Genomic DNA, 12,882 nt, shown 5'->3' on the forward strand with positions numbered 1-12,882 from the left:
GACAAAATCTTATGCGATTGAAATTAACGCTTATATTATTAACATTTTTTTCCGTACAACTCTCTGCCAATGTATATGGTCAGCGGGTTACACTTAGCGAGCGTAGGGCGACGCTTGGATCGGTAATTAAAAAAATAGAACAGCAAACAGGCCTAAAATTTTTCTATAATAAACGCGATGTTGTCTTAGAATCTGTAGATATCAATGTACAGAACGAAAGCCTGCAACGCACATTGGAATTGCTTTTCAAAAACCAGCCTTATGGCTATGAAATACAAGACAAAGTCATTGTACTCAACAAAAAAGAGATAGCATCGATTGTCAATAGACCATCCAATGCGCATAACATAGACCAGAACCACACCATACAAGATCCTTCCTTGATCCAACAGGTCATAACCGGCGTGGTAAGGGATCAGGCAGGAAAAGTGCTTGTAGGTGCTTCCGTGATACAAAAAGACGGCTATATAGGAACTGTAACAGATGCCAAGGGGACTTTTTCCATTACCGTCCCGGACGGAACGGATCTGCAGATCTCTTATACAGGCTTCATCAGCCAAACGGTTAAAACAGCAAACCGCAATCATATCGAAGTCACACTTATGGAAGATGTGCAAAATATGGAAGAAATCATGGTTGTAGGTTACGGAACGGTGAATAAGAAAGACCTAACTGGCGCGGTAACGGGCATAAAATCGGAGGAAATCATGCAATCCCAACCAGTTTCATTAGTCAATGCCATGCAAGGACGGATGGCAGGTGTACAGATATCTTCCCAATCGGGAGAGCTTGGTGCCAATTCCCGCATATCTATCCGTGGTGCTACTTCGGTATATGGATCTTCACAGCCATTATATGTTATAGATGGTATTCAAATGGATGTCAATGTCAATGAGATCGCTTCGGCAAAAATGGGTAACGGTAGCCAATTAGATCCTTTGGCAAGCATTAATCCCGCAGATATTGAATCGATAGAAGTATTAAAAGATGCTTCGGCAACGGCGATCTACGGCTCCAGAGGCGCTAATGGTGTTATCTTAGTCACAACCAGGAGTGGTAGATCCGGAAGAAGCCGGATCAATTACGATGGAAATGTCAATCTTGGTGTAGTCTCCAAAAGAATCAATGTACTAGGAGCTTCCGACTTTATCGATTATCGAAAGATAATCGATCCAAATTCACCCCTGTTTTATTCCGATTCGAATAGTGACGGAGCCTACAATGAACTTGATTCTCCTCTAGATCCCTACGCCTTACCTAGCCATGACTGGCAAGATGAGATGTTACGTACAGCCATATCGCATAACCATAACCTTTCGCTGGATGGAGGTAACGAAAAAACGCAATATTCTGGAAGCGTAGGGTATACAAAATATCAAGGGATTATAATCAACAACAATTACCAGCGAGTTACCTCCCGTCTAAAACTAGATCACCAGTCTACAGAAAGACTCAAAGTGGGCACAAACTTCAATACGTCATTCTCGAAATTCAACGGTGCCAGCCAGAGTGGTGGAGAAGGAGGGACGTTCAACGGCGTAGTACAGAGCTTGGTCACATCACGCCCTGTCGAAGTATTTGTCCCCTCTTGGGACAATACAGGCGTGTACGTATCACCCATATCCATGTTGGAAGATGCCATTAAAAGTACGTCCATCATCCGTGCTAATATGAACGCATATGCGGATTATAAAATTATGGAAGGATTAACGTTTAACACGTCCTTAGGTGGTATACTTTCCAGCTCTAAAGGCGACGAATTCTATGGTAAAAATACGGAATGGGGAGCCGGCAACAACGGAAGGGCAATAGTTTCAGAAAGTAGGGCTTACAATATTGCCAATACCAATCAGTTGACGTACAAAAAAGATTTTGGGTGGAGCAAATTAGACGCCATTGCCGTCTTTGAGTTAAACCATTACAATTACGAATCGTTTGGCGTAGACAATGGCAACTATCTCGATGAAAACAACGGACCGTACAACATATCTAAGGGATCAGTCCTGAATAGCCTATATTCATTTCGGGATGTCAATAATCGCGTTTCTTACCTTTCCAGGATCAATTATGATCTGTACGGTCGTTATCTTTTTACGGTGAGTCTACGGGCAGATGGTTCGGACAAATTCGGAAAGGCTAATCGCTATGGCTATTTCCCTTCTGCAGCAGCTGCATGGCGGCTGTCCGAGGAAAAATTCCTGCAAAATGTAGATTTTCTAAGCGATTTAAAATTGAGACTGAGTTATGGACGCACCGGCAACGAACGTATCCCTTCACATCAGTATATGGCGAATATGGAAAACAGCTATTACAACGGTACACTTGGGCTTTCGCCATCGACCATGGCCAATCCGGATTTGAAATGGGAAGCCACCGATCAGTACAATGCCGGTCTTGATTTAGGTATATTCAATAATCGGATACAGCTAACTATTGATGCCTACCGGAAGATAACAAACGATATGCTCATGCCTGCGCCGGTGCCTTCCCAATCAGGCTTTTCCTCCCAGTGGAAAAACATGGGGCGTATAGACAATGAAGGTATAGAGGTACAATTGTCGACGGTAAACGTTAGAAACAGCAATTTCGAGTGGTCTACAAACTTTAACATAAGTACCAATAGGAATACGGTGAGAGATTTAGGTGGCGTAGATTTTATTCCCGTCAATATCGGTGGAGGTTGGATTACTAACGTAGGGCGTGTTATGATTGGGCATCCGATAGGAACGGCGTACGGGTATGTTTTTGATGGTGTATATCAATTGGATGAGTTTACCTGGCAGAACAACAGCGATCCTACTATTCCCTTTGATGATCGAAGCTTTACGTTAAAAGATGGGGTTGTGAGTGTACAAGGAACGAATGTGAAACCCGGTTCATTTAAATTTAAAAACTTGAATGGTAGCGCAGATAATGTTGTTGATGAGGAAGACCAAACGATCATTAGCCGTAGCAATCCTAAATTTTTTGGTGGTATCAATAATACATTCCGATATAAGGGCGTTGAACTATCCATCTTTTTAAACGGGTCGTACGGAAATCAAATTTTCAACGAATCACGTTTCCGTTTAGAAGGAGGAACTCCTTTGGCCTGGTTAAATTTGTCAAAAGATTTTTGGGATAACAGATGGACGACAGAGAATCCGACAGACGAATACGGAACCTTCAGTCTCGATACCAAAAATACAACGTCTATGAAAACCTCTAGCTATTATGTAGAGGATGCTTCTTTTTTGCGGTTGAAAACCCTGTCTTTGGGATACACGATTCCGAACGACTTGTTGAAACGTGCTGGAATGGGCAATGTATCCAATCTCAAAATATATGCGACCGCAGACAACCTGTATACGTGGACGAGTTATTCTGGTTTTGATCCGGAAATAGATTCGAACAACGCGTTACTGCCCGGATTTGATAGGATATCTTATCCGCGTACACGTTCCATAATTTTTGGTGTAAACCTAACTTTCTAAATAAAGTAAGTATATGAAAACTAGTTATTTATATTGTATTTTGCTTTCTGTAACAATTCTATTTTGCGGTTGCGGTAAGTTTCTGGATACGACCCCATATTCCAATACTGTGGTAGACAATTTCTATAAAACGGCCAGTGACGCCGAGCTAGCTCTTACAGGCTGTTACAACACCGTCGTCGCGGCTGTCGCTCAGGGCGAATGGGGAAGAGCTTCATTCAATTCGGGAATGCAAGCATTGCTTGACGGAGGTACGGACGAAACTATTATGCGAGACGGACTCGCTGATCCGCTGTTTGGAGCTATTCCTACAGCAGCCTTTACCGAACAGCATGAGCTTTTCAAATTCAGTTGGAGCTTTCTGTTCAAAGGGATTAATAGGGTAAATTACCTGTTGGATCATATCGATGCCGTCGATATGACAGATGCCAGAAAGGAAGAAATTAAAGGCGAAGCTCGCTTTCTCCGAGGCTTCTTTTACTATTATGCAGGTATACTCTATGGCGGTGCTCCTGTCTACACCACTTCGGTACAAGATCCCATGGCGCCACGAAATAGTCTACAAGAGGTGTTTACACAAGTATTGGATGACCTTCAATATGCTTATGATGTGCTTCCTCATAGAGCAACAATTCCGGGGAGAGCGAACAAATGGTCTGCAGCGGGTTTTCTGGTAAAATCATACAACTACCTCGCCAGTTCAAAAATGAATGATGTCGGTAAAAGCCTAAATTTTGAACTAAACAGTTTTGACTGGGTCAATTCGACCGATTTGTACACAAAGAGCAAAGTCGTATCACAAGATATTATCGATAACAGCGCCTATAAACTCACGCCACATTACGACTACCTTTTTAGAGAAACCACGGAGAGCGCCCAGTATGAAGAATGTCTTTTTACAGGGGAGTCAACATCCGCACAAGTGTCAAGCAATGATTACGGTGCGTGGCTATTCTATTTAATACCTGTGGGCGCAACAAACATTACGGGAGGTGGATACGGTTATTATCGGCCTACGGCAGAGATGTACTATAACCTGTACGATGCTAATGATCCGCGAAGAGCGCATAACTTAGGAGGTATGTTGGTTGATCGGGCGAATACTTTTGAATTTATAGATGGTGTGAAATATTTTATGCCTCTACCGGCTACCCCTGAGGACGAAAATTATTGTATTACGAAATTCCGTTACAAAGATCCAAGCATAAAAAACATCAATGTTGCGCTTACCGAAGGAAACTATCCGATATTGCGCTTCGCCGATATCCTATTACTAAATGCGGAGGCCGAGTATTTCACGGGCGATGAAGCTGCGGCTAGAAGTAGACTTACCGAAGTCAGAAGAAGAGTCGCACGCGAAAACATGGGGAATACAGCTCCACAGGTTTCTTATCTGGACTCACGATACAGACGATCAAACTTTGTGACCGAACTGCTGGAAGAACGTTCGCGGGAATTATGCTTCGAAGCACAGCGCCGGACGGACCTCATACGTTTTGGCAGGATGGAATCTGCCATAGCGGGATTGTCAGACGGAAAAGGAGAAAACAAATCCCGGTGGAATGTCATCGTACCTATTATGCAGGAAAATTGGGACAAAGCTCCTTACAAAATCTGGTTTCCCATACCGATAAACGACGTTTTGTTAAACCACAATTTGGTACAAAACCCCGGATACCAATCCAGATAACAGAAAGGTTTTTAGATGAATTAAAAATAAACAAATGAATAAACTATATATATCAGCTATCATCCTCATTTCGATCTTGGCACATGCTTGCAAAGATGCGTACGACAATGAACCGAAAAGAGGTATAGAAATATTGTCCATCTCCCCCGAGCAAGGCAAGGTGAGAGATATCATCACCATCAAAGGAAAGAATTTCAAGCCTATCAACACAAATGTAGTTCTATTCGCTGACAATATTCCAGGTCGGATCGTCTCCTTCAGTGAAAACGAAATTCAAGTCATGGTACCGGATAGCGGCGTTGTCACCGGACCATTAAAAGTTCGGGTAGGCGTAAATGAGATCGCTACTTCAACGCAGACATTCACTATAGATCAATCTTTACCAGTTATATTTTCAATCTCGCCAAATTACGGTTTAGCTGGAACGGAAGTTACTATAAAAGGCGCCAATTTTGCCAAAACAAATAACAAAGTATACTTTGGTATGGTAGCGGCTAACATCATTAAGGAAGACGAATATAATATTACGGTGGAGTTACCACAAGGGCTTCCGGATGGCGAAGTGGATCTTGTGATCGAAAGCAATGGAGCAAAATCAGCAGCTTCCAAATTTGAGGTTGGTATTATCTACCGTGATAATTTCAATAGAGTAAACAGTTCCTGGATCAATAAGGATGGTATACAGGAAGATTTAGGAACAGGTTGGGCTGTCGCCAACGGTGAGTTTCAGATTCAGGATGGACGTTTTAATTCCCGATCTAACGGCGTAGCCTTTTACCGTGCAAACGGTGCAGAGATGATTAGCGGAGACGGCAATACGTTTAGATTGTCTATGGATTATAGGATACGCGTGGCGGCAGGATCGGTATTTGCCGGTATTATGTTCAATGCACAAGACAACGATCGGTATTACGTGCTGCGTATGAACGGGGATGGCATAATCCAGTTCTTGGCAACAGCAGATGGTGGGGTTAACTGGCCGGGCGTATTCTTTTCTGAAATGGCTCCGCTACCTGGAGCACAGACCTATCAAATAGAGGTGTATTCAGATACGCCAGGAACATTCCAGTTTAAAGTGAGCAACACCGCCGGAAATGTTTTGTTTGATAAAACTGTTTCTGATCCGTCTGCACGTTACACAGGTGGGTACGCCGGTGTATGGGGGCTGGGAGATCATAGTGATTACGATAACTTCTCGTTATTACTTAAATAATTAGGATGAACATTTTTGATAAAACTTACGAGATAGTTATGAAATATTGGAAAGCTTCTTTGTACACATTGCTATTGTTATGCAGCTACGCCTGTTCAACGCAAGAGCCCTCTTTTGATAAGGATGAAGAGGTGGTGCCGCCGGAAGAAGAGCAGAAGGAATATGAAGATTTATTTACGGATTCGAAATATCTGCGAGGCTTCAAGGTAGGTTCGACAGATGAGTCCAACGGGCAGGTACAGGGGTATTTGAATTATAATGAGGTTGCCACGGGGACGCCGGTTTGGCTCATTGCACAGTGGAATTGCATGAACAACGATATACTTCGTTCTAATTATACCGGATCAGGATCAACCCATGAATACAAAACGGAAGATGGGAACAGAATCAACGTCAACACCCAAACAGGAGTTATCATTTTGGATTTAAACACGGTCTCTGAATATGGTAAGAATGGTATAGCCAGCAATCCACGTAAAGCAAACGAGCCTTGGCCCACCATGTTACTGGAGTATGGGCTTACTGAGCAAGAGATACTTAAAGTTTCCGATAAACAGGAAATACGTATGGCCGTTGATTTTAACGTGTTGAAAGCCGAAGATAAAATGCCGACGGGATCTACGGATCCTGGCTTACATACTGCACAGTTCCAGTGGTTCATCACGGTTCAGAACAGGAATTTGTCGTCACCGGATTTTGGTCGGTATATCTGGTTCGGATTAAATCTTTACGATAAGAGGTTTGACTTTGCACCATTGTACGCTGCTGAAGATGGCGGTAAAGAACAAAATACAGGAGCGTTTATATATATGCCTGATATGCGAGATATTATGGGGCAACAGGGAAAAACCGAGATCGGAAAAAACATGCGAGTTGACTATGACGTGTTGCCGGTGATAAAAAAAGCTTTTGCGCTTGCCCAACAACGAAAATATCTTATCCATACCCGTTGGGAAGAACTATATATTGGGGCTTCAAATATTGGCTGGGAAATTCCTGGAACTTATAATGCGGCCGTTCAGATCAATTCTTTCAATGTAAAGTATCGGTAATTAAGGATCCGATAAATTCGTCAGAGATATTCAAAAAACGTAGAAGCAGCATCGAATCAGCTGTTGTGAAGATAATTCATTATGAGCTACAGGACAACATCGAGCAGCCCGCCTGGTGTGTGGCCCAATCCGGGCGCATCCCAAAGAATTCATCGTGGCTTTTTGAATACGGATCTTTAAGAGCCTGCTGTAATTTTACAAAGAGGTTGTTTTCGCCTCTTTGTAATTCTTCTATGGCCATATGAAGCAGGTAATTCCTTAAAATAAACCTAGGATTGGCTTTTCGCATCCGCAGTAAGCTATCCTCCCTTGTGCAGGTGTTCACTTTTAAGCGAGTTTGGTAGCTCGTCATGAGCGAGTAGAGTTTCGTGATGTCCGTTGGCTCAGGATCGCCGTAGAGACTACTCTTAAAGAAGTTAAGCATGTCTTGCTGTGAGTTCAGTTCGCTGGGTAGGTCTATTAGCAGCTGATAAAATATTGTCATGCTATATTCAAAAAGTTCAGCAATCTGGGTGATTTCTTTCCCGATCGAAGAAGCCCAAAGACTGAAAGTAAGCAGCTATCATAGAAATCAAACTTAGCTAAATTGCGCTAACAACACAACATGAAACTAGTCAAAAATCAAAAAAACAGCAGAAAACCAGTTATCTTGCGCTTATATTGAATCACACTAATCCGCAGTATTCATTCCGTCTATAAGGCTTTCAATCAGATCTTGCGCATAATGATATTTTAAAAGCGGTGCCGCCTGCCCAGCCCAAAAAGATCTCAGCTCAGGGTTTGCTTCTGTGTTGGTAGGATAGGACCCTAGCTTACCGACGATCTGTCCCTGTAAGGGATACGGCGCAAAAGAGTTTTGAAATGCCGTTAATTCTTCTGTTAGCCTATTTTTAATACCCCTTGACAATCTACCGGTAAACACTTTTGTCAAAGTTGTATAGCGTGCGTCTTTTGAAAACAACTTTTCACGGTGAACATCGCTCGTTCCTGACTGTTTGGTTGCTAAAAAGGCTGTTCCTATCTGTACCGCATCTGCTCCTAAAGCAAATGCTGCTTTTACACCTCTTGCATCCGCAATCCCTCCGGCAGCAATGACGGGGATTTTAACGGCGTCTGCCACCTGGGGGACTAAGGATAGCGTTCCTACCAAACTATCTTCGGCATTCTCCAGAAACGATACCCGGTGACCACCGGCATCAAAGCCTGTAGCCACAACCGCGTCAACACCAGCGTTTTCAATTGCAATCGCTTCATCTAACGTTGTTGCTGTACCGATAGTGATGATATTCAGACGACGTAGTTTTTCTAAGATATCTTCAGATGGAATTCCATAAACAAAGCTAAAAACAGCAGGTTTAGCTTCAAAAATTGCTTCTATTTGGTTGTCGAAAGTAGGGCTTTCCGGCAGCGGAAATGTAGGTGCTTCCACACCGACTTCATCAAAGTAGGGTTGAAACAGCTCCACCACTTTCTGGAAAGCGACATTGTCAAAATCTTCGATATTGTCATCCTTGTCTTTAATCCAGAGGTTTAAGTTGAATGGCTTACTTGTCGATTTACGAATTTCGTTTGATAAATCAACTATTTCATTTGCAAAAAATGGCTGACAGCCGTACGAACCCAGTCCTCCGGCATTTGAAACCAACGATGTCAATTCAACAGCTGATAGTTTTCCCCCGAAAGGTCCCTGTATTATAGGGATGTCAATTCCCGTTAATCTTGTGAATTTTGTGTCTGTCCACATAGTGTTCATTTGTACAACACAAAATTCAAATTCTCAGACCAACGTGGAAAGGATGTACCTCACAAATAAAGTGTGATGTACGTCAATTTATTTTGTAGCATATAGACGACTAAGCGTTTCGCGCGTAACCCCTAGATACGACGCTAAAATATGCTTGGGCAACTTCTGGACGAGCATGGGATACTCCTGTAAGAATTTTTCATAACGTTCCTTGGCACTACTGCTTAGCAAAGAGAGAATTCGATTTTGTAAAGCAACGTTTCGGCGATTGGTCTTCTTTCTGAAAAAGCTTTCTATCTGGTGAAATTCGCTGCACAACTTTTCCCTATTATCATTGCTCAAACACAATACTTCGGTGTCTTCTAAACAGTCAATATTCACGATTGCTTTTTTTTGATAATAGTAAGCCTCATAGTCGGTAATCCACCAATCCTGAACGCCGAAGAGTAAAATGTGGATTTTCCCATTCTCGTCACTATAATAAGATTTTACGCAACCAGAAAGTACAAAATAGTCAAAATCGACATTCTGCCCGTCTTGTACCAAAAATTGATGTTTCTTAAATTTTTTGTAACTGAAATGACTCAATATGTAATCGAATTCATCATCGGTAATGTCGATGATTTTTCGGAACTGAGTTTTTAAAATATCATTCATGGAGGACAACGCGGGTTTCTTAATTATAGTAATAAAGGTAACAAGAAACTTTTATTGTGAAGCACGAAACTCCCATTTTGTACATGCACATAGCCCGACCTCCATGTACTTAGCGCCTACGTACAGTGACACAATTTACCGCTCACCGTAGTTGACGGCGAAGTGATAAAATACTGGTTTTGCGTTATTGTCATAAACCTTTTATCTATATTACTTTGTATTATCAATACATTGGTCAGAGATGGAAGGTGGAGAATTTTAAACGTAAAATATATTTGTTATGAAAAATGTCAATATGTTGGTTCTATTATCAGTGGCACTTTTTTTTAATATGACGGGATGTTCAAAGAATGATGGTTCCGCAGAGCTCCCAGTAGATGACGAATTCAGCGGCATATTGTTATATGATTCAGGAGAACAGACCTACAAACTAGATCTGAGCACCAAGGTGCGAAGTATATATTTCGACCGAAACACGTATTCCCTTAACGGGTGGGATGTCAGTTGGGATGGAAGCATCAGGCTTGAGTCGGAAATTGTTGCCGGAGAATTCGACGAAATTAAGTTTAAACTCATCAATACAGCCGACAACAGTGTAGTTAAAGAGTTTGTTTATGATAGCCCAAACGGCGAAGACCGCCAAATCAGCGGTTTGCTATCTCCGGATAAGTCCCTAATCCTAATACAGCCCGATTTTGAGCATGGTATCTTTATTATTGATACAGAAGGTCAAGTAAAGCATCACTTGCCTATGGTAAATAATACCAAACTTACACTTGGCGACGAGGTGATATGGTCGTCAAATAATAGCATCCTATTTACGTTTGAAGCGTTTATACTTAGAAGTGATCCTCCATATACATCGATAACGCCTGTTAAGGAATTAAACTATTCGAACTGGGGTAATATCCATGCAAGTGCCGATGGAAGCAAAATATCGCTCCGTATCGATAAGCACATCTACTTAATGAATGCCGACGGAACAGATCTAGTACAGGTGACGGAAAGCGACCGTGAAGAACGAGAAGCAGTTTTTTCGCCAGATGGACGCTACCTCTTGGTGGCAGCCGATTATTATCCGCACACTTTTCATCCCGGTACATGGGACCTTAATATTATTCCTGCGGATGGGAACAAGTACAAAGTAGGAAAAAAACCTGGGAACGGTGTCTTCGAGATTCGTCGGAACAATTCAAAAAATGTGGAGACAGCATCGAATCAGATGTTATGGCGATAATCCATTCGAGCCCGGAAAGACTCTTAACCTTTTGGTTGCAGACATATTACCTCCGCTGTTATGAGCTACAGGACAACATCGAGCAGCCAGCCTGTTGTGTGGCCCAACCCGGGCGTATCGTAAAGAATTCATCGTGGCTTTTTGAATACGGATCTTTAAGAGCCTGCTGTAATTTTAAAAAAAGGTTGCTTTCGCTTCTTTCTAATTCTTCTATGGTCATATGAAGCAGGTAATTCCTTAAGATAAATCTAGGATTGGCTTTTCGCATCCGCAGTAAGCTGTCCTCCCTTGTGCAGGTGTTCGCTCTTAAACGCGTTTGGTAGCTCGTGATGAGCGTGTAAAGTTGGGTGACATCCGTTGGTTCAGGATCGCGATAGAGACTGCTCCGAAAGAAGTTAAGCATGTCTTCCTCTGTGGCCAGTTCTGTTGGTAGATCAATCAACAGCTGATAAAATATTGTCATATCCGGTTGGATAGCTGCCAATACATTCTCGAATTCGCCCACGAGCTTTACGTCATCATCGTTGTTTATACCGTCCATACCCAGCTTATTTGCCATCATCGCGTAGTACTTACTCCAATAAAATTCTTCATATCTTCTCAGTCGGCTTTCTAATTGCCCGGTGTCAGAAATCAGCGGTACTAAAGCATTCGCCAGGCGGCTTAGATTCCAGTAAGCTACATTCGCTTGCTTACCGAAAGCATATCGTTTGCCCGGCAAGTCGGTGGTATTCGGTGTGAAATCCGGGTCGTAGTTGTCTAGAAAAGAAAAAGGCCCATAGTCGATTGTTAGACCAAGCACAGACATATTATCGGTGTTCATCACCCCATGTACAAAACCTACCCGCAGCCACTCAACGATCATGGTTGCTGTACGTTCCACGACTTCTCCAAACCAGTGGAGTACCTTTTCGTCACCTTCTATATGCGGATAAAAGCGTTCGATTGTCCAGTTCACCAGCTGCATGAGGTTATCGATCTCGTTCCTGGCGGCAAGCATTTCAAAATTACCGAAACGTAAAAAGCTTGGTGCTGTACGCATAACAATGGCGCCAGGCTCATCCGCAGCACGCCCATCGTAAAACATGTCGCGCGTCACCATGTCGCCCGTTGTAACAAGTGCTAATGCCCGCGTAGTAGGGATACCGAGGTGATGCATCGCTTCACTCATCAGGTATTCGCGTACCGATGAACGTAAAACCGCCCGACCATCGGCTCTCCGCGAATAAGCAGTAGGTCCGGCGCCCTTCAACTGCAGCTCCCAAGTATTTCCGTGCGGGTTCTCCCATTCGCCTAGCGTGATCGCTCGACCGTCACCAAGCTGTCCTGCCCAGTTGCCAAATTGATGGCCCGCATAGCAGGCTGCATAGGGGTACATCGTCGGGGTGATGAGATTGCCGCCTAGAATTTGTATGTCGTCTGGATTAGGTTTCGCGATGCCCAAGCTATCTGCTAGCTCGGCGGACCATCCGATAAGTTCGGGTTTCCGTACAGCTGTAGGTACTGCCTTGCTATATAAAACTCCTGGCGTCTGGCGGGGATACAGATTACCGCTGTCATCCCCTGGGAACGTATCCACAAAATTCCTTTTGAATCGCTTAGAACTTAAATTTTCCATATCGTACTGCCTTAACTAATCACAGCCAAAGATATGCCATTTATTGATACGCCTGGTTCACATCGTCATTCTTTTCAAGCAGTTCCAACAAATCTGCGCGTAGCTTATCGAAGTACTCGTTAACTAATTTCAGGTTTTTTTCTTTTGTTTCGTCCATGGGTTAGATAAGTCTCAGCTATGATTGCAAACATAGCCGCC

General features: G+C 43.0%; 9 protein-coding genes. 5 read left to right on the plus strand and 4 right to left on the minus strand.

From position 1 onward, the window contains the following. Nucleotides 1-11: 11 nt before the first annotated feature. Genes H8B06_RS01825 through H8B06_RS01840 form a run of 4 tightly spaced genes read left to right on the plus strand, consistent with a single transcriptional unit; the run spans nt 12 to nt 7,428 of the window. Complete coding sequence (locus H8B06_RS01825) at nt 12-3,473, plus strand: TonB-dependent receptor (RefSeq protein WP_190992560.1); 3,462 nt, start codon at nt 12-14, stop codon at nt 3,471-3,473. Between the two features lie 13 nt (nt 3,474-3,486). Beyond that, nucleotides 3,487-5,163, plus strand: coding sequence for a RagB/SusD family nutrient uptake outer membrane protein (locus H8B06_RS01830; RefSeq protein WP_190992561.1), 1,677 nt, complete (start codon nt 3,487-3,489; stop codon nt 5,161-5,163). 34 nt (nt 5,164-5,197) lie between these two features. Then, nucleotides 5,198-6,376: an IPT/TIG domain-containing protein gene (locus tag H8B06_RS01835; RefSeq protein WP_190992562.1), complete on the plus strand. Its 1,179-nt coding sequence runs from the start codon at nt 5,198-5,200 to the stop codon at nt 6,374-6,376. A gap of 38 nt (nt 6,377-6,414) precedes the next feature. Next, nucleotides 6,415-7,428, plus strand: a complete 1,014-nt coding sequence (locus H8B06_RS01840; protein WP_190992563.1) for a hypothetical protein — start codon at nt 6,415-6,417, stop codon at nt 7,426-7,428. Between the two features lie 79 nt (nt 7,429-7,507). Here the strand turns inward: H8B06_RS01840 and H8B06_RS01845 are convergent, their stop codons facing one another. The 3 genes from H8B06_RS01845 to H8B06_RS01855 all read right to left on the minus strand — a co-directional run bounded on the left by H8B06_RS01845 (nt 7,508) and on the right by H8B06_RS01855 (nt 9,829). Next, nucleotides 7,508-7,780, minus strand: a complete 273-nt coding sequence (locus H8B06_RS01845) for a hypothetical protein (RefSeq protein ID WP_190992564.1) — start codon at nt 7,778-7,780, stop codon at nt 7,508-7,510. 318 nt (nt 7,781-8,098) lie between these two features. Next, nucleotides 8,099-9,172: an NAD(P)H-dependent flavin oxidoreductase gene (locus H8B06_RS01850; RefSeq protein WP_190992565.1), complete on the minus strand. Its 1,074-nt coding sequence runs from the start codon at nt 9,170-9,172 to the stop codon at nt 8,099-8,101. Between the two features lie 87 nt (nt 9,173-9,259). Further along, a complete protein-coding gene (locus tag H8B06_RS01855) occupies nt 9,260-9,829 on the minus strand; it encodes a Crp/Fnr family transcriptional regulator (RefSeq protein ID WP_190992566.1) in 570 nt (189 codons plus the stop codon). Between the two features lie 280 nt (nt 9,830-10,109). On the opposite strand from H8B06_RS01855, the gene H8B06_RS01860 reads away from it, so the two are divergent. Further along, nucleotides 10,110-11,066, plus strand: a complete 957-nt coding sequence (locus tag H8B06_RS01860) for a TolB family protein (RefSeq protein WP_190992567.1) — start codon at nt 10,110-10,112, stop codon at nt 11,064-11,066. Nucleotides 11,067-11,124: 58 nt separating this feature from the next. On the opposite strand, the gene H8B06_RS01865 is transcribed toward H8B06_RS01860, so the two are convergent. Then, nucleotides 11,125-12,684 (minus strand): protein adenylyltransferase SelO, encoded by a 1,560-nt coding sequence (locus H8B06_RS01865; protein WP_190992568.1) that lies wholly within the window; start codon nt 12,682-12,684, stop codon nt 11,125-11,127. Nucleotides 12,685-12,882 lie beyond the last annotated feature (198 nt).

Origin of the sequence: Sphingobacterium micropteri (genome assembly GCF_014692515.1) — a bacterium.
In the GTDB taxonomy this organism is placed as follows: Bacteria; Bacteroidota; Bacteroidia; order Sphingobacteriales; family Sphingobacteriaceae; genus Sphingobacterium; species Sphingobacterium micropteri.